The following is an 18,562-nucleotide window of genomic DNA, read 5'->3' on the forward strand; positions in this document are numbered from 1 at the left end:
AATGAATACGCCCGCTGGGTCATCAAAGAGCCGGCCCCGATCAAGGCGCTTCGCGGGTGACGACGGGCGTCAGAACGCATCCATCAGCACGACAATGCAATCCCGGGCCTGGAAACGGTTGATCTGCGGCACCAACCGCCGAAAATGTTCAGACTGGCAATGAGCATCCAGCGCCGCCTGGTTCGGCCATTGTTCGATGAAGATAAAGTGGCCGGGGTCTTTTTGATCGATGAACAGGTCGTAAGCGATGCAATCGGGCTCCAGTCGAGTCTTCTCGACCAGTTCGGCGTACCACGGGCGAACGGTTTCAATGTGTTCGGGTTTGATGAAATCCCGAGCGATGACTTTCAGCACGAAGTTCTTCCTTGGTGTAAAGCCAGCCTCCCTATGAGACTGGCGTTCAAACAGTGTTTATGCAGCCGCCAACTCATTGGGCTCAAAACTGTCCGCCCGCGCCATCTGCCACATCCGCGAATAAAACTCGCCGTTGACCTCGCCGGTGAGCAATTCCCCCGGTTTCAAGAACACATGCAATTGCGAGAACAATTTGATCTCGGTCGCCGACATGCGCCGCACCAGGTGCTTGGCCGACAACTGCGACGGATGATCGAGGCCGGCGGCGGCGAGCATTTCCGCCAGGGCCTTGAGGGTGTTGCGGTGGAAGTTGAACACCCGCTGGGCCTTGTCCGGGACGACGAGGGCACGCTGGCGCAGGGTGTCCTGCGTGGCGACGCCGGTCGGGCATTTGTTGGTGTGGCACGACTGCGACTGGATGCAGCCGATGGCGAACATGAAGCCGCGCGCCGAGTTGGCCCAGTCGGCGCCGATGGCCAGTACGCTGGCGATGTCGAAGGCGCTGACGATCTTGCCGCTGGCACCGAGCTTGATCTTGTCCCGCAGGTTCAGGCCCACCAGCGTGTTGTGCACGAACAGCAAACCTTCGCGCATCGGTACGCCGATGTGGTCGGTGAATTCCACAGGCGCCGCACCGGTACCGCCTTCCTTGCCATCGACGACGATGAAGTCCGGGAGGATGCCGGTTTCCAGCATGGCCTTGGCGATGCCCATGAATTCCCACGGATGGCCGAGGCAGAACTTGAAGCCCACCGGTTTGCCGCCGGACAGTTCACGCAGTTGCTGGATGAAGTGCATCAGTTCGATCGGCGTGGAAAACGCACTGTGCCGCGACGGCGAGATGCAGTCTTCGCCCATCAGGATGCCGCGGGTTTCGGCGATTTCCTGGGTGACTTTGTGCTTGGGCAGAATCCCGCCGTGGCCAGGTTTGGCGCCCTGGGACATCTTGATTTCGATCATCCGCACTTGCGGGTTTTGCGCTTGGGCGGCGAAGCGTTCCGGGTCGAAGCGACCGTCTGCGGTGCGGCAACCGAAATAACCGCTGCCCAGCTCCCAGGTCAGGTCACCACCGTTTTCCCGGTGATAGGCGCTGATGCTGCCTTCGCCGGTGTCGTGAGCGAAGTTGCCGAGCTTGGCGCCCTGGTTCAAGGCGCGGATGGCGTTGGCGCTGAGCGAGCCGAAACTCATGGCCGAGATGTTGAACACTGACGCCGAATACGGCTGCGTGCACTGCGGGCCGCCGACGATCACTCGAAAACTGGCCGGGTCACTCAACGGCGCCGGGCGCATGGAGTGGCCGATGAATTCGAAACCCGATTGGTACACGTCGATCAACGTACCGAAGGGTTTGTCGGCGCTTTCATTTTTGGCGCGCGAGTAGACCAGCGAACGCTGGGCCCGGGAGAAGGGCAGGGCGTCGCTGTCGGACTCGAGCAGGTATTGGCGGATTTCCGGACGAATGCCCTCCACCAGATAGCGGATGTTGCCGAGGATCGGGTAGTTGCGGCGCACGGCGTGGGGGCTTTGCAGCAAATCGAACAGGCCCACGAGGCTCAGGACGCCGGTGACTGCGGTGATCGGCCAGAGCCAGTCGTGTTCCAGGAACGGCAGACTGGCGAGGGTGAAAATCACGCAAGCGGCAAAGAAGGCGTAGCGGCTCAGGAGTGACAGGCTCATACGGTTTCCTTGGGTTCGGACTCGGTTGTTGTCAGGCCTGGGATTAACACTAAACCCTGTGGGAGCGGGCCTGCCCGCGATTGCGTCATGTCAGCTAACTGATATTTTTCTGAAAGGTCGCTATCGCGGGCAAGCCCGCTCCCACAGTGAAAGCGTCAAGCCCACCACCGGACAGTCAGGCATTTTGCGCCTGGAGAAAAATCGAAAACAGCTCGGACTGGGACTTGATCCCCAGCTTGCTGTACATGTGTTTCTTATGGACTTTCACGGTTTCGACAGAGATTTCCAGCTTACGGGCGATTTCTTTACTGGAGCAACCGCTGAGCATCAAACGCCCGACATCCAGCTCGCGAGCGGTCAGTTGCGCGCCTTTGAGTTGCTGCACCGAAGCTTCCAGTTGAACACGCCAGTCACCCTGGACAGGCGCCGGCGCGAGGGCCACGACTTCATTTATTTCGTACGGCAGGCGCTGGCGCAAAAGGCCAAGCACCCACGGCTGGATCAACGACAGCAAGGCAATCTGCTGACCGCTGAAGCGCTGTTTGCTGCCCAGTGACAGGCACAACGTGCGGTCGCCTTCGAGCTGACAATTGAACTGGATTTCATCGGCCACCACATTCAGACGAAAGTAGCGCTGGTAATACTCGGTCAGCTCGAAATGCTCCGGCGCCACTTCCGACAGGCGATACAGCCCGGTGCGCGATTGCTCGCGGCAGGCAATGTAGAACGGGTCGAGCAAGTACAAACCTCGCAGGTAATCCTGGAACAACTGATCGGGGCTGCCGTCTTCACCGGGACATTCGGCGAACACTTGCGGGTGCTGATCGGCGCTGAAAAGCAGCGCCACCCAGCTGTCGAAGGTCACGTATTGATCCAGTAACCGGACTAGCTGCGTCCAGAAATTGGGCTTGTCTAGGGCGTCGATCAGTTGCCCGACCGAACGGTGCCAGGCGATGTCGTCTAACGAGAGTGTCATGGGTCTACCCCTATCGGGTTACCCCGGCCGCGTGATTCCCTGGCCGGTTGCTTGCTGCGCATACTGGCGCACAGACAACGACCGGGCAATCTTTCTGCCGCCCGGCCACCAGAACAAGGACTACCCATGAAGGTCGAACTCGCCCAACTGGCGGGCCGTGACAACGACACGGCTTACAACCTCGAACGCGCGCTGGCGGCGATTGCTGCCTGTGCGGCCGACACGCAGTTGATCATGTTTCCGGAAAGCCACTTGATGGGCTTCCCGTCGGCCGAGACCGTCGCTGCGGTGGCCGAACCGCTGAACGGCCCGACCGTCAGTGCGATTGTCGCCGCTGCCCGCGAACGCAACATCGCCGTGGTGATTGGTACGGCCGAGAACGACCACGGTCGTTTTTTCAACACCACGCTGCTGATCACCCCTGAAGGCATCGCGCTGAAATATCGCAAAACGCACCTGTGGGCGTCGGACCGCGGCGTGTACGAACCGGGCGACCGCTACGCCACGTGCCTGTGGAACGGCGTGCGGGTGGGCCTGCTGATTTGCTACGACATCGAATTTCCGGAAACCGCCCGCGCCCTCGCACAACTGGGCGCCGAACTGCTGATCGTCACCAACGGCAACATGGACCCGTACGGCCCGACGCATCGCACCGCGATCATGGCCCGTGCCCAGGAAAACCAGGCGTTTGCGCTGATGGTCAACCGCGTAGAAGCGGGCGATGGCGGGTTGTTGTTCGCCGGCGGCAGTGCGTTGGTGAATCCGCTGGGCACGCTGTTGTTCGAGGCCGGGCGGGAGCAGGGGCAGTTTTCGGTGGAGCTGGATCTGAATCAACTGACGGCGGCGCGGCAGGACTATCGGTATCTGGATGATCAGCGGCTGAAGTTGCCGGGGGAGCGAGTTGAGCATGCTTCGGGGTTGCGGGAGCTGCTGATTCCCAAGGGCTAATCCGGATTCTGTGTCGCTCGGGTTGGCCCCATCGCGGGCAAGCCCGCTCCCACAGGAATCTTCTGTGGATATCGATTTTATGTACAACGCAAATCCTGTGGGAGCTGGCTTGCCAGCGATGAGGCCCTGACGCTCAACACATCTATTTGATTTGAACAAAAAACAACAAACGCAACACCCGTAACTTGCGCCGAACTCGGCTCTGCCATAAATCCAATAAAATTCGGAGTAGTCGCTCATGGCTCGTTTGCAACGCACCCTCTCATTAGGGTCGGTGGTGCTGTTTGGCATCGCCTACATGACGCCGATCATTGTGCTCGGCACGTTTGGCATCCTCGCTCAATCCACCGCCGGCATGGTGCCGGCCGCGTACCTCGTGGCACTGGTGGCGATGTTTTTCACCGCCATGAGCTATGGTCGGATGGCCTCGGCATTTCCCGTGGCCGGCTCGGCTTACAGTTATGTGCGCAAGGCCATCAGCCCGAAACTCGGCTTCATCGCCGGTTGGGCGGTGCTGCTCGATTACCTGTTCCTGCCGATGGCGATCTGGCTGATCGGCGCGGCGTACCTCAACTCCGCGTTTCCGGCGGTGCCGCAATGGGTCTGGGTGCTGGCGTTCATCGGCATCACCAGCGCGATTAACATCGTCGGCCTGAAACTGGCCAATGGCATCAACGCCTTGCTGATGCTGGTGCAGTTTCTGGTGCTGATCGCCTTTGTGGCGCTGTGCGTGCATTACGTCGGCGGCGATGCGAGCACGCCGTTGTGGTCGGTGAAACCGTTCTTCAATGGTGATATGCAGATGCCATTGATCATGAGCGGTGCCGCCATCGCCTGTTACTCGTTCCTCGGTTTTGACGCGGTCAGCACCCTGACCGAAGAAACCCGCGACCCGCGCCGCACCATCCCGCGGGCGATCATGTTGATCACCCTGATCGGCGGGCTGATCTTCGTTGGCGTGTCGTACTTCGTGCAGATCGCGCACCCGTCGTTCCAGTTCGACAGCGTCGATTCGGCGGCCTATGAAATTGCCCGCAACATCGGTGGAGACCTGTTCGTGTCGATCTTCCTGATCGGCTTGATCGTCGGCCAATTCGCCTCGGGGCTGTCGGCTCAGGCCAGCGGTTCGCGCCTGCTCTATGCCATGGGCCGGGACGGCGTGCTGCCGAAATCCTTCTTCGGTACGTTGCATGAACGTTTCGGGACGCCGATCAACAGCATCCTGCTGTGCGCAGTGGTGGCTTTGCTGGCGCTGAAACTGGACGTCACCACCTCGACTTCGTTCATCAACTTTGGCGCGTTCCTGGCGTTCAGTCTGGTGAACCTGTCGGTGATCTTTCACTACTGGATCGGCGGCGAGAAAAAAGGCCCGCGTGAATGGGTGCTGTTCCTGATCTTCCCGTTTATAGGCCTGGCGGCGGATTTGTGGCTGATGGTCAGCCTTGATCATCTGGCGATTTACCTGGGGCTGAGCTGGTTGGCGATTGGCGTGGTGTACCTGGCGGTGCTGACCGGCGGATTCCGTCGCCAGCCACCGGAGATGGATTTCCAGGAAGCCACCTGACCTCTGAGCTGATGAGCAACCTGTGGGAGCGGGCTTGCCCGCGATAGCGGTGGATCAGCCAACATGTCTGTTGGATGTGACTCCGTCATCGCGGGCAAGCCCGCTCCCACAGTTGACAGGTGTTCAGGCCGCTGAGATTGTTTGGTGGATCGGCAATTCGACGCGGAAAGTGCTGCCAACGCCGACTTCACTGCGCACCAGGATATTCCCCCGGTGTTTTTTCACGATGCCATAGGACAGGGACAATCCCAGCCCCGTCCCCTGGCCCACCGGTTTGGTCGTGAAGAACGGGTCGAAGATTTTCTGCAGGCTGGCCGGCGGGATGCCGGTGCCGGTGTCGGCGACTTCGATCCACACCGTTTCACCGTCAATCCCCGTGCGCAGGGTGAGGGTGCCGCGCTCCGGGCCGATGGCCTGCGAGGCATTGACGATGAGGTTCATGATCACCTGGTTGATCTGCGATGGCAGGCATTCGATGTCGGGCAGCTCTTGATAGTCCTTCACCACATCGGCCTTGTACTTCAGTTCATTGGCCACGATGTTCAGCGTCGATTCGATGCCTTGCTGCAGATTCGCCCGCTGCCACTCCTGGTTGGAGTCCACCCGCGAGAAGTCCTTCAGGTCTTTGACGATCTGCCCGACGCGGCTGATGCCCTCCTTGGATTCCTTGATCAACAACGGTATGTCGTCGCGCAGGAATTCCAGTTCGACCCGGTCACGCAACTGCTGCAAGCGCTCGACCAGCTCGCAGGAACCGATGGCCTCTTCCGCCTCCCGATAAGCGTCGAGCATTTCCTGCAGCTGTTTGAAATAGCCATCGAGGGTGCCAAGGTTGGAAGAAATGAAACCGATGGGGTTGTTGATTTCATGGGCGACGCCGGCCGCCAGTTGTCCCAGTGACGCGAGTTTTTCCGACTGCACCAATTGCGATTCAAGCTGTTTGCGCTCGTCGATTTCCCGTTGCAATGCCTCACTGGCCTGTTTGAACTGCGTGGTTCTCCGGTCCACCAGATGCTCCAGATGGCTCATCTGCACAGAGGCCCGTGCGGTCATGTCCCATTTGGTCAGCAGGGTGTTGGCCATCTGCTGGACTTCAATGTTGTCGAACGGTTTTTTCAGAATCAGCAGGTGGTCATGCGCCTGCAAACGGTCCAGCAGTTCATCCCAGGAATAGTCGGAATAGGCGGTACACACCACCACTTGCAGGCGTGGGTCTTCCTGCCACAGATGCTCGATGGTTTGTGCGCCGTCCCAGCCTTCGGGCATGCGCATGTCGACGAAGGCCAGCGCGTAGGGCTGGTTTTGCTGCAAGGCCTGCTTGAGTTTGCCCAGTCCCTCTTGCCCGCCATACGCCGAATCGAGCTCGAACAGCGCGCGGCTGGATTTCACTTCGCTGCCGAACAACGCAGCCTCCATCTCGTCCAGTTCGAGAGTCTGCACGGGCGTCGGCGTGAGGATCTTGCGGAAATCCACATGGATGGACGGCGTGTCATCGATCAGCAAAATGCGTCGGTTCGGCAGCTCGTTCATGCCTCCTCCGTAACGGTTTTCAGCGGGATCTGCAGGGTGAACTGTGCGCCCTTGCCCGGCCCGTCGCTTTGGGCAGTGAGGTGGCCGTTCATCTCGATGGCCGCCAGTGCGCAACTGTGCAGGCCGAAACCGTGACCTTCCTTGCGGGTGGTAAAACCGTGGGCAAAGATGCGCGTCATGTTTTCCGGGGCGATGCCTTCGCCGTCATCCTTGACGCTGACTTGCAGCATGGCGTCGTCGACGATTTTTACCCCAAGGGTCATTTGCCGCGGGCGGTTGCTGAGGTCGGACATTGCGTACTTGGCATTGCTGATCAGGTTGATCAGGATCAGCAGCAACCGGTGTTTGTCGCCCATGACCTGCGGCACCTCGCCGTACTCCTTGACCACCGTGACGTGATGCCGGGTCAGCGCACCGGAGTTCATGCGCAAGGCATCTTCCAGCAATTCGCTGATGTGCAGCGGCTCCATTAGGCTGTTGGCGCCCGCGTAGGATTGCTGGGTGGCAACGATGTCCTTGATGTGGTCGACACTTTTGCTCAGCTGGGCAAGTTCATCGGTCATGCCTTGCTGTTCGAGGGCGATGGCCTCGACCAGTTGGTTGAGGTAGCCGGGCAGCAACTTGCCTTTCTCGTCCTGGGTCAGGAAGGCGCCAAGGTCGCCGGGGTGTTCGTTGATCAGTTGCATGGCTTTGCCCAGCCCCTGGGCCTTGCTGGCGCGCAGTTTGCGCGAAACCAGGTCGGCCGAGATATTGACGCTGTTGAGCACGTTGCCTACGTTGTGCAACACGTTGGTGGCGATCTCGGCCATGCCGGCCTGGCGCGCGGTGTCGAGCAGCTCGCTCTGGGTATCCTTGAGTTCACGGGTGCGTTCTTCTACCCGCAGTTCCAGGTCGTCGTTGGCGGTTTTCAACGCTCTGTTGACGCGATTGATGATGGTGAAACTGCGCATCAGGTGAATGGCCAGGTACACCAGCAGCAGGACCAGCAGCACAGAGAACACCAGCATGTAAAAGTGATAGCGCTGCTCGACAGCGTCGGCCTGTTGCTGGTCCTTGTTCAACAGGCTGGTGATGTCGTCCAGACGCTCGGCGACGGGAACTGCTTCGATATTTTCCAGCAAGCGGTTGACCACTGGTTGTTCGCGCAGGATCAGTGAGATGTGGTTGCTCAAAATCTCGATCGGGCTGTGAAACTGCTCGGGCAGTCGCAGTTTGTTCACCCCCAGTTTGTTCAGCCCGACCAGAATGTCAGCAGCCTTGTCGTCGGAAGTGACCTGGGCGTATTCCATGCTGCTGAGCAGCAAATCGTAAGTGTCGGTAGCGATGTTCTGCAGTTGCAGTTTGTCGCCATCGACCAACCGGGCCAGTTGCTCCTGAATGTCGTCCTCGGCGGCGGGCAGGAACGCCAGTGAGTTGCGCAGCAACGCGTTGTGGGACTTGAACTGCTCCACCAGCCGGGTCTTTTCCTGGATGGCGGCCAGGTACGCATCATGGCTGGCGCGCCAGATCGGCGAGTCGTTGCGGCCGTGGTTCGACTCCATGGTGTCGAACCGCTCCCACAGTTGGGCCATCTCGATCAGCGGCGTGACCAGCGGATCGTAGTTGTGGTTGGTGGCGATCCTAGCCTTGAGAATCTCGGTTTCCCATTGCGCATTCAGCTGTTTGATCCGGCCGATCAGGTCCCGGGATTCGGCGTAGGTCGAGGTCTGGTTCGAATTCGATTTGAGGTACAGGAACAACAGCGTCGAGGCCAGCAACAAAGCGACGGCGCCCAGCAATGTGAGGCTGCGGCGGCGGGACATTTTCATAAGGGTTTGCCTCCCCATTCACCGGTCAGGGTCTTGAGGAATTTGATGATCAGGGTTTTGTCTTCGGCGGACGGAATGCGCCCGAGCTGGAACGTGAACATCACGTCCACTGCCTCTTCCAGCGTGTTGGCCGAACCGTCGTGAAAATACGGTGCGGTCACCGCGACATTGCGCAGGCTCGGGACCTTGAACACATTGCGGTCCTCTTCATCCTGGGTGACCAGATAGCGACCCAGGTCGGCGTCGGTCGGGTTGCCGCGAACCTTGAAATAATCGCCCATGACACCGAACTTCTGGAACATGTTGCCGCCGATGTTCACGCCTTGATGGCACGCGATGCAGCCATATTCCTTGAAGCGTTGATAACCGTACTTTTCCTCGGTCGTGAGAATGTCGGTGTCACCCAGCAGGTATTGATCAAACCGCGAGTTGCTGCTGAGCAGCGTACGTTCGTAAGTGGCCAGGGCGTTTTGCACATTGTTCATGGTCACCCCGTCCGGGTAGGCGTTGCCAAATGCGCTGCGGTAGCCCGGGTCGGCGGCCAGCACTTGCACCACGTGCTCCCAGTTGCTGCCCATTTCACTGGGGCTCTTCACCACTTCATGGATCTGGGATTCCAGGGTGTCGGCGCGCCCGTTCCAGAACTGTCGGAAGTTCAGGGTGGCGTTGAACACGCTGGGGGTATTGATCGTCACAGGCTGACCGGCGAAGCCGATGGAAAACGCCCGGGTATCGGCACCACCGCTTTCCAGTCGATGGCAACTGGCGCAGGACAGCGTGTTGTTGACCGACAGGCGCGGTTCATTGAACAACTGTCGACCGAGTTCGACCCGCAGCGGATTTTGCTGTGGCGCCGGGGGCAGCGGTTTTAGCGGTTCGTCCAGCGGCGCGGCGCCCGCGCTCAGGCAGAATCCGAACAGCGACAGCAGCAGGTGGTGAATGGATGGCGACATCTGATAATTCCTCGGCTGATAGCCCATGTGTCGTTGCGCATCGTTCACGTGGCGGTAAATGGAGCAGGCTTCGCGGACCACAGATAACGGACGAAACTGTCCGGCTCCACGGCTTCGCTGAAGTAGTAACCCTGGCCCTCCTCGCATTGATGGGCCCTGAGGAAATTCAGTTGTTCGAGGGTTTCCACGCCTTCGGCGATGATGGTCAGCTTGAGGCTGCGCCCCAGGCTGATGATCGCGCTGACCAGGGCGGCGTCGTTGCTGTCATTGCTCAAACCGCGAATGAACGACTGGTCGATTTTCAGCACATCGATCGGAAAGCGCTGCAAGTAACTCAGGCTGGAGTAGCCGGTGCCGAAGTCATCGATGGCCAGACGCACACCCAGCGCCTTGAGCCGGTTCAGGGAATTGACGGTGGTCTCGATGTTTTGCATCAACACGCCTTCGGTGATCTCCAGCTCCAGCAAGGACGGCTCCAGGCCCGTCTGTTCGAGGATCCGTTTGATACCATCGACAAAGTCGGGCTGACGGAAATCGATGGCTGACATGTTCACCGACATGCAGATTTTTGGCAGCCCAAGGGCCTGCCAGGCACAGGATTGTCGGCAGGCCTCGGCCAGCACCCATCTGCTTAGCGGGACGATCAGACCACTGTCTTCAGCCACCGCGATGAAATCCGACGGATAGACCAGGCCGTGCCCCGGTTTCTGCCAGCGGATCAACGCTTCGGCGCCGACCACCTGGCCGCTGCCCAGATCCAGTTTGGGCTGGTAATGCAGGACAAACTCATTGCGCTCCAGCCCCAGGCGAATGCCGGTCTCGATGCTTTGCTGATCCCGTGCACGCTGGTTCATTTCATCGATGAAAAAGCTGAATTCGTTCGGGCCGCTTTCCTTGATGTTGCGCATCGCGGTTTCGGCTTTCTTGATCAGCTCGATGGCGTCGAAGCCGTCGTCGGGATAAATGCTGATGCCCAGGCTCGCCGTCACGCTCAGGTCGTGACCGGCGATGTGCAGGGGGGTACGGATAGCGTTCAAGAGTTTGTCGGCGATGCCCTTTGTCTGCTGGGGGTGGTGGATATCGGCAAGGATCACCACGAATTCGTCGGAGCCATAGCGAAACACCGAATCTGACTCGCGCACGGTGGCCACCAGATTGCGGCTGACCTGTTTCAACATCTCGTCACCAGCCGGATGGCCGAGGGCATTGTTGATGCGCTTGAAGCGATCGAGCCCCAGAAACATCACTGCCAATTGCTTGTCATGGCGGCGGGACAACGCCAGCGACTGATTCAGCCGGTCACCCAGCAACGTACTGTTGGGTAACTCGGTCAACACGTCGTACTGCAGCAGATGCGATACCTTGAGCAACTCGTGAACCCGCGCCTCGATGGTTTGCTCCAGGCTCAGCACTTTCATCGCCGCGTCCTGCGCCATCTGCCATTTCCAGGTCAGGGCACTGGCCATCTGGCGGATTTCCAGGCTGTCGAAGGGTTTTTTCAGCACCAGCATCTGGTCGCCAAACTCCAGCCGTTCGGCCATGGCTTCCCAGGTGTAATCCGAATACGCCGTGCACAACGCGATTTGCAGGTGCGGGTCGGCCTGCCACAGTTGCTCGATGGTTTCCAGACCATCCCAGCCGGGCGGCATGCGCATGTCGGTGAACACCAGGGCATAGGGGCGTCCTTCGGCCAATGCGTGTTTGACCAGTTCGAGGGCTTCCTGCCCCTGATACGCCGAGTCGAGGTGAAACGTCAGGCGATCCGTCTGCGGCGTACCGAACAGTGCCGCTTCCGTACCGGCCAGGGTCTGCTCATCGTCGGTTTCGGGGCCGAGGATCTTGCGGAAATCATCATGAATCGAAGGCGTGTCGTCGACGATCAGGATGCGCCGGTTGGTCCGCACGAAAGGCACTTTCATCCTTTGTCCTCCGTGGACCGTTGCGGATTGTCCCGGATCGGTCCGATGTCGTGCCTTGTCGGCACGATGCTTCCTGCTTTCAGCAACTCGGCGGCTTGCTGGCTGCTGACCGCTTTGCTGAAGAAGTAACCCTGGGCATTCATCGGCGACCCGGTGGCCATCAATGAACTGCGCTGTTCCTGGGTTTCGACACCTTCGGCGATGATGCCGATCCCTACGTCCCGAGCGAAATTGATAATCGCGCGCAGGGTGTTGGCACTGGCCGGGTCGCGGGCGGCGGTATCGATGAAGGCCTGCGCGAGCTTCAGGTGATTGACCTGGTAGGTCTTGAGGTAATCGAACGACGAATACTCGGTGCCGAAGTCGTCGATGGCAATCTTCACCCCCAGCTCACGCAGGCGCGGCAGTACATCGTTGTGGGTCCATTTGGTCTGGGCCAGCGTCGCCTCGGTGACGTCGAAACGCAGGTCCCAGGCGCAGAGCTCCCAGCGCGCGGTGGTGCGCAGCACGTCATAAATCAGCTCCGGGCCACTCTTGAGCTGGGCCAGGGACAGCTTGATCGCGATCACCGGCGGTGCGACGCCGTCATCCCGCCACTGGCGCATTTGCTGGCAGGCACGATCCAGCACCCAGTGACCGAGGGCAATGATGGTGCCGGTTTTTTCCGCGGCCGGCAGGAACGCGGAGCTTTCCAGTAAACCGCGTTCGGGGTGATTCCAGGTGACCACCGCTTCCATGCCGAGGATCTTGCCCGTGCTCAGGTCCACTTCCGGCCAGTAATGCAGCTCCAGTTCTTCATGTTCGATGGCCTCCCTCAATTCGCTGGCGATGGTCATGCGTTCGACCACTTCCTGATTGATCTCCTCGGAATGGAAGTGGTACTGGTTGCGGCCCTTTTCCTTGGAGCGATAGAGCGCCATGTCGGCCTGGGTCAGCAAGCCGTCGGCGCTGGTGCTGGCCGGGCTGTAACTGCTGATGCCAATGCTGACCGACACTCGGACCTCGTTGCCGGCCAGGGAGTAGGGGAGCACCAGCGCGTCGCGGACCTTGGTGGCCAGGGCCGCGGAGTGGGTCGGGTCGCTGACGTCCAGTTGCAGGATCGAGAACTCGTCGCCTCCCAGCCGCGCAACGATATCGTTCTCACGCACGCAAGCCTTGATCCGGCGGGCGACTTCTTGCAGCAACAGATCGCCGACCGGATGCCCGAGGGTATCGTTGATGCGTTTGAAGTGATCCAGGTCCAGATAAAAGATGGCAAACGGGGTCGCGCCCCGACGCGCAGCGGCGAAGGCCTGATGCAGGCGCTCGATCAGCGTCGCGCGGTTGGCCAGCCCGGTCAGTCCGTCAGTGCGCGCCAGCAGGAAAATTTTCTCCTCGGCCAGTTTGCGCTCGGTGATGTCGATGATGATGCCTTCGACTTCCAGCAGACGGCCCTCACCGTCGCGCACCGGGATGTAACGGTTTTCCACCCAGCGCCAGGCACCTTCGCCAGTGCGCATCCGAAACTCGATGGAAGCCCCGGCGGCATGGCGGTCCAGCACTCGCGCCATCGCCGTGTCGACCTTCGCTTGATCGTCGGGATGAATCAGCTCCTGGGCCCAATTGGCCGAAGCGACCAGTTTCGCCGCGACATGCCCGTACTTGGTGATGTTGTGCGAGATGTACATCAGCGGAAACGACGGCTCGCCCCGCAGCCGATACAGAATGGTCGGGCTGTTCTGCACGATGATGTTGGCATCGGACAGCTCCCTGGTGCGCTCCTCGACCGCTTGTTCGAGCAGCGACATCTTCAGCGCCGCATCTTCGGTCATTTGCCACTTGGCGGTCAGGGCGCTGGCCATTTGACGGATTTCGATGGCGTCGAAGGGCTTCTTCAGAATCAGCAGGCGATCACCCAGTACCAGGCGCTCGTCGATGTCCTCCCAGGAATAATCGGAGTAGGCCGTGCAAAGCGCCACTTGCAGCTTCGGATCGACCTGCCACAGGCGTTCGATGGTTTCCAGGCCGTCCCAGCCCGGTGGCATGCGCATGTCGATGAAGGCCATCGCATAAGGCATGTCGTTGGCCAGGGCCGTCTCGACCTTGTCCAGTGCTTCGAGGCCCTGGAACGCCGAGTCGAGGACGAAACTCTGCAGCGTGACGGCCGCCGTCGTGCCGAACAGGGCGTTTTCAGCGCTGGTCAGGCTGTCGTTGTCAAACGAAGGCGGGCTGAGGATCTTGATGAAGTCCTCGTGGATCGAAGCCGTGTCGTCGACGATAAGAATCCGACGATTGGTCCGCGGCAGAAGCGGATTCATCGCCATTTGCCGGGACAGGCAGTGTTTGGGTTCACAGTGTTCATAAGGGGCATCCTTTCCCTGACCACCTGGCCGAACGTACAGATTATGGATCCGAGTGAAGTGAGCATAGTCGCCGGGATCAGACTTTGCGCAGCTGACTGAAACGAATCATTGCGGTGGCGGGTTGAAAATCATCTAACCTGTAGGTCAGGATCCGGCAATTGGGGATGTTTGCCCGATTGCCGACATATCGCCGTAGCCGTTCTCGCTTGAGGTAATGCCATGGAAGCGCAACTCCCCACGACGTATGCCGATAAACCCAAGGTGCTTCTGGTTGATGATGAGGAGTCCATCCTCAACAGCCTGCGTCGACTGTTGCGCAGCCAGCCTTACGAGGTGCTGCTGGCCACCAGCGGCGCCCAGGCGTTGGAAATCATGGCGCAACAACCCATCCATCTGGTGATGAGTGACGCGCGCATGCCCAACATGGACGGCGCCACGCTGTTGGCCCAGGTCCACCAGCATTACCCCGAAACCGTGCGGATCATGCTGACCGGTTATGCCGATCCGTCAGCCATTATCAAAGCCATCAATGAGGGGCAGATCCACCGTTTCATCAGCAAGCCCTGGCACGATGAGGAAATGCTGCTGACATTGCGCCAATCACTCGCCTATCAGCACTCCGAGCGTGAACGGTTGCGTCTGGTCCAGGAAACGCGGGAACAGAACGAGAAATTGAAGCTGCTCAACATCACCCTGGACAAACGCGTCGCCTCCCGCACCGCTGAACTGCAGCAGACCGCCGACATGCTCGACCTGGCCTACGAAGAGCTCAAGCACAGCTACGTCACCGGCACCGAAATGTTCTCGCTGCTGGCCAACCTGCGCATGCCGCCGGCCAAACAGACCAACCGCCAGATCATCGAGCTGGTGCGGGTGTACTGCAAGCTTCATGGCCTGGATGAGGGCACCAGTCGCGACCTGACCATGGCGGCGGCGCTCTACAACATCGGCAAGCTGAGCTGGACCGACAGCATGATGACCGCTCCCGTGGACCTGTTGCACCACAATGATCGCGAGCGTTATCGCAATTACCCGAAGCAGAGCGAATCACTGTTGATGACGCTCGATCCGATGAAGGACGCCGCCCGTCTGATTCTTCACCATCAGGAGCATTGGGACGGCAGTGGCTTTCCTGATCGGCTCAAGGGCGAGGCGATACCGGTCGGTTCCCGGCTGTTGAAACTGGCCGTGGATTTCATCGAGTTGCAGCGCGGGTTGATCCTGGAGCGGCAGATGAACAGTGATGAGGCGCTGGTGTATATCCGCAACTATGCCGGAAAACTCTACGACCCCGAGATGGTGGAGGATTTCATTCAGGTGTGCGCCGCGTACCTGAGCGATGTTTCTCTGGCCGATCCGACGGTCAAGGTCATGACCACCCGGGAATTGACCGCGGGGATGATCCTGGCGCGCAACCTCAACGCCGATAACGGCATGTTGCTGCTCAACGCCGGCAAGGTGCTGAACGGGCCGCTGGTAGAAAAGCTGATCGCCTTCGAAGCCATGGAGGGTGCGAAATACAGCATTTTCGTCAGGGTGCCCGAAGAAGTGAATGGCGCGATTCTCGAGGAGGGTGAGACTTCCCAGGCCTTGCACTGATTTCTGTGGGAGCGAGCTTGCTCGCGATGGCGGCGTCTCAGTCAATGTAGATGTTGAATGTTAAACCGCTATCGCGAGCAGGCTCGCTCCCACAGGGGCTGTGTATCGCAGAAATTTTTCGGCGTGACGACTCCCCGCGCTCATGTGATCCTTGCGCCTTTTAGCCAAGGCCAATCCTTGTTCATGACTCCTTCATCCGCCACATCACCGAGCATCATCCGCATTGCCGCCGCCCTGTTGATCGGTCCCGACGGTCGTACCCTCCTGGTTCGCAAGCGCGGCACCGAGGCTTTCATGCAACCGGGCGGCAAGATCGAGGCCCATGAACAACCGGTCCACGCCCTGGCGCGCGAGCTGGAAGAAGAGTTGGGATTGGCCATCAATCCGGCGCACGCCACCTATCTGGGGCAGTTCTCGGCTCCGGCCGCCAACGAGCCGGGATTTGTCGTACAGGCCGAACTCTTTCAGCTGACCATCGATTCAGATGTATCGCCTGCAGCGGAGATCGAAGAGGTGCGCTGGATCGACCCCGGCACCGATGGCGATGTCACGCTGGCGCCATTGACACGCGACCTGATCCTGCCGTTTTATCGAGCCTCGCTCAACGCAATCGCCTGATCATTCACGCCAAGGAACCGCCATGATCCCGCTTCAAGACTTGCTGATCTTCGCTGCTGCCGCGTTGCTGATGGTACTGACGCCGGGGCCGAACATGATCTACCTGATCTCCCGTTCGATCTGCCAGGGGCGCAAGGCCGGGGTCACTTCATTGCTCGGTGTGGTGGCGGGCTTCTTTGTGCACCTGTTCGCCGCAGCGGCGGGATTGACCGCGGTGTTCCTCGCGGTGCCGATGGCCTATGAAGTGTTGAAGTGGGCCGGCGCGCTGTACCTGGTGTGGTTGGCGTGGCAAGCGGTCAGACCGGGCGCGCGTTCACCGTTCGAGGCGCAGCAATTGCCACCGGACTCCTCGCGCAAACTGATCACCATGGGCTTTTTGACCAGCGCCCTGAACCCGAAGATCGCCGTGTTTTACCTGTCGGTGTTTCCGCAGTTCATCACGCCTGAGCACGGCTCGGTGTTCACCCAGAGCATCATCCTCGGCTTGACGCAGATCAGCGTCAGTTTCTGCGTCAACCTGCTGATTGCGCTGTTCGCCGCCGGTATCGCGTCGTGGTTCGTCAACAACCCGACCTGGCTGGCGGTGCAGCGTTACTTCATGGGGTTTGTGTTGGCGGCGCTGGCCGTGCGGCTGATGCTTGAGCAACGACGGACGGCATGAATATGTGGATTGAACGGCTTGATGCCAGCCATGCCCTGGACTATCGGGCGTTGATGCTCGAAGCCTACGACCTGCATCCCCAGGCGTTTACCTCCAGCGTGCGCGAACGTGCCACGATGCCGCTGAGCTGGTGGGAATCGCGCCTGACCGGCAAGCTCGATGTGGTGTTCGGGGCGTTTGAGGAAGGGACGTTGGCGGGCATCGTCGGCCTTGCCTTCGAACCTCGGGAAAAGGCTCGGCACAAGGCGACGTTGTTTGGCATGTACGTGTCCGGCAAGGTCCGTCAGCGCGGGCTCGGTTATCAACTGGTGCAAGCGGCCTTGACCGAAGCGCAAACCCGACCGGGCCTGAGGCTGATCCAGCTGACCGTCACCGCCGGCAATGAGGCCGCGTTCAACCTGTACCGGCGATGCGGCTTCATCCAGTTCGGCCTCGAACCGCTGGCGGTGCGGGTGGGCGAGGACTACTTCGACAAGATCCATATGTGGCGAGAAATCTGAATCCACCACGATTCCCCTGTGGGAGCGAGCCTGCTCGCGATAGCGGCGTGTCAGCCAACATAGATGGCGAATGTTAGTTCGCTATCGCGAGCAGGCTCGCTCCCACAGGAGACAGGTGTTGTTATCGGACAGCGCTGACGCCATCGAGTGTTGAAAACGACGTGTCCTTGGCCGTCAGCAGGAAGTCGCGCATATATGGCGCATCCAGCATGTCTGCGCGAATCCCCGCGTACAACGTCGCAAACAATCCCTTCTCGCCCAGCCGCTTGGCTTTCACGTAACCCCGTGAACTGTATTCATGCAGCGCCCAATGCGGCATGCCACACACGCCGCGACCGCTGGCCACCAACTGCATCATCATCACCGTCAGTTCCGAGGTGCGGACCTGGGCCGGTTCGATGTCGGCCGGCTCCAGGAAGCGGGTGAAGATGTCCAGCCGATCACGCTCCACCGGATAAGTGATCAGGGTTTCCGTGAGCAAATCCTCCGGAACGATGTAGGCCTTGTTCGCCAGACGGTGCTGGTTGGCGACCGCGAGCATGGCTTCATAGGTGAACAACGGCACATAGGTGATCCCGGCCAGTTCCAGTGGATCGGAGGTCACCACCAGATCCAGATCACCACGGGCCAACGCCGGCAGCGGCGCGAAAGAGAAGCCCGAGGCCAGGTCCAGCTCGACTTCCGGCCAGGCATCGCGGAATTGGTCGATGGTCGGCATCAGCCACTGAAAGCAACTGTGGCACTCGATCGCCATGTGCAAGCGCCCGGCGGTGCCACCGGCCAGTCGCGCGATATCACGCTCGGCGCCGCGCAGCAGCGGCAACGTGGCGTCGGCCAGTTGCAGCAGGCGCAAACCGGCACTGGTGAAACGCACCGGTTTGGTCTTGCGCACGAACAGCGGCATGCCCATGCGCTCTTCCAGCTCCTTGAACTGGTGGGACAGCGCCGACTGCGTCAGGTGCAGGCGGTCGGCGGCATCGACCAGGCTATCGGCTTCGCGCAAGGCGTGCAGGGTCTTCAGGTGGCGGATTTCAAGCACCGGGCGGCTCCATGAGTAAAACTTGTGATCAACACGAAAAGGTTGAGTTTGTCTCATGTTGGGTTGGCTGTCGA

Annotated in this window: 15 protein-coding genes; 6 read left to right on the plus strand and 9 right to left on the minus strand. The window is 60.0% G+C overall.

What is annotated here, in order from left to right; all coding sequences use genetic code 11:
* Window positions 1–69 precede the first annotated feature (69 nt).
* From F8N43_RS16920 to F8N43_RS16930, 3 genes are all read right to left on the minus strand, one after another.
* On the minus strand, window positions 70–354 hold the full coding sequence (locus tag F8N43_RS16920; RefSeq protein ID WP_150631227.1) for a putative quinol monooxygenase: 285 nt from the start codon (window positions 352–354) through the stop codon (window positions 70–72).
* Window positions 355–411: 57 nt separating this feature from the next.
* Entirely contained in the window at window positions 412–2,031 is a 1,620-nt protein-coding gene (locus tag F8N43_RS16925) for an FMN-binding glutamate synthase family protein (protein ID WP_150654066.1), read from the minus strand.
* 175 nt (window positions 2,032–2,206) lie between these two features.
* Window positions 2,207–3,007: a helix-turn-helix transcriptional regulator gene (locus F8N43_RS16930; RefSeq protein WP_008032237.1), complete on the minus strand. Its 801-nt coding sequence runs from the start codon at window positions 3,005–3,007 to the stop codon at window positions 2,207–2,209.
* A gap of 126 nt (window positions 3,008–3,133) precedes the next feature.
* On the opposite strand from F8N43_RS16930, the gene F8N43_RS16935 reads away from it, so the two are divergent.
* Together F8N43_RS16935 and F8N43_RS16940 are read left to right on the plus strand one after the other, a co-directional pair.
* A complete protein-coding gene (locus tag F8N43_RS16935) occupies window positions 3,134–3,955 on the plus strand; it encodes a carbon-nitrogen hydrolase family protein (RefSeq protein ID WP_150654067.1) in 822 nt (273 codons plus the stop codon).
* Window positions 3,956–4,193: 238 nt separating this feature from the next.
* Window positions 4,194–5,519, plus strand: coding sequence for an APC family permease (locus F8N43_RS16940; protein ID WP_150654068.1), 1,326 nt, complete (start codon window positions 4,194–4,196; stop codon window positions 5,517–5,519).
* Window positions 5,520–5,642: 123 nt separating this feature from the next.
* Here F8N43_RS16940 and F8N43_RS16950 read toward each other — a convergent pair whose 3' ends face one another.
* From F8N43_RS16950 to F8N43_RS16970, 5 genes are read right to left on the minus strand one after another with little or no spacing between them, the layout of a single operon-like run.
* A complete protein-coding gene (locus F8N43_RS16950) occupies window positions 5,643–7,049 on the minus strand; it encodes an ATP-binding protein (RefSeq protein WP_150654069.1) in 1,407 nt (468 codons plus the stop codon).
* Window positions 7,046–8,857 (minus strand): DAHL domain-containing protein, encoded by a 1,812-nt coding sequence (locus tag F8N43_RS16955; protein WP_150654070.1) that lies wholly within the window; start codon window positions 8,855–8,857, stop codon window positions 7,046–7,048. The genes F8N43_RS16950 and F8N43_RS16955 overlap by 4 nt, the downstream gene beginning before the upstream one ends.
* The gene (locus tag F8N43_RS16960) at window positions 8,854–9,810 is read right to left on the minus strand and encodes a cytochrome-c peroxidase (RefSeq protein ID WP_150654071.1); all 957 of its coding nucleotides are present in this window, start codon (window positions 9,808–9,810) and stop codon (window positions 8,854–8,856) included. The genes F8N43_RS16955 and F8N43_RS16960 overlap by 4 nt, the downstream gene beginning before the upstream one ends.
* 44 nt (window positions 9,811–9,854) lie before the next feature.
* Window positions 9,855–11,729, minus strand: coding sequence for a putative bifunctional diguanylate cyclase/phosphodiesterase (locus F8N43_RS16965; protein WP_150639682.1), 1,875 nt, complete (start codon window positions 11,727–11,729; stop codon window positions 9,855–9,857).
* A complete protein-coding gene (locus F8N43_RS16970; protein ID WP_150654072.1) occupies window positions 11,726–14,032 on the minus strand; it encodes a putative bifunctional diguanylate cyclase/phosphodiesterase in 2,307 nt (768 codons plus the stop codon). The genes F8N43_RS16965 and F8N43_RS16970 overlap by 4 nt, the downstream gene beginning before the upstream one ends.
* A gap of 258 nt (window positions 14,033–14,290) precedes the next feature.
* Between F8N43_RS16970 and F8N43_RS16975 the strand changes: the two genes are divergently transcribed.
* The 4 genes from F8N43_RS16975 (at window position 14,291) to F8N43_RS16990 (ending at window position 17,449) form a co-directional block, all read left to right on the plus strand.
* Window positions 14,291–15,670, plus strand: a complete 1,380-nt coding sequence (locus F8N43_RS16975) for an HD domain-containing phosphohydrolase (protein WP_150654073.1) — start codon at window positions 14,291–14,293, stop codon at window positions 15,668–15,670.
* A gap of 183 nt (window positions 15,671–15,853) precedes the next feature.
* The gene (locus F8N43_RS16980; RefSeq protein ID WP_150639689.1) at window positions 15,854–16,288 is read left to right on the plus strand and encodes an NUDIX hydrolase; all 435 of its coding nucleotides are present in this window, start codon (window positions 15,854–15,856) and stop codon (window positions 16,286–16,288) included.
* A 22-nt stretch (window positions 16,289–16,310) separates the two neighbouring features.
* Complete coding sequence (locus F8N43_RS16985; protein WP_150631217.1) at window positions 16,311–16,949, plus strand: LysE family translocator; 639 nt, start codon at window positions 16,311–16,313, stop codon at window positions 16,947–16,949.
* Window positions 16,950–16,951: 2 nt separating this feature from the next.
* Window positions 16,952–17,449, plus strand: a complete 498-nt coding sequence (locus tag F8N43_RS16990; protein WP_150631260.1) for a GNAT family N-acetyltransferase — start codon at window positions 16,952–16,954, stop codon at window positions 17,447–17,449.
* Window positions 17,450–17,570: 121 nt separating this feature from the next.
* Here the strand turns inward: F8N43_RS16990 and metR are convergent, their stop codons facing one another.
* On the minus strand, window positions 17,571–18,488 hold the full coding sequence (metR, locus tag F8N43_RS16995) for a transcriptional regulator MetR (RefSeq protein WP_010457725.1): 918 nt from the start codon (window positions 18,486–18,488) through the stop codon (window positions 17,571–17,573).
* Between the last annotated feature and the right edge of the window lie 74 nt (window positions 18,489–18,562).

It is taken from the genome of Pseudomonas fluorescens (assembly GCF_902498065.1).
Taxonomy (GTDB): Bacteria; Pseudomonadota; Gammaproteobacteria; order Pseudomonadales; family Pseudomonadaceae; genus Aquipseudomonas; species Aquipseudomonas fluorescens_BJ.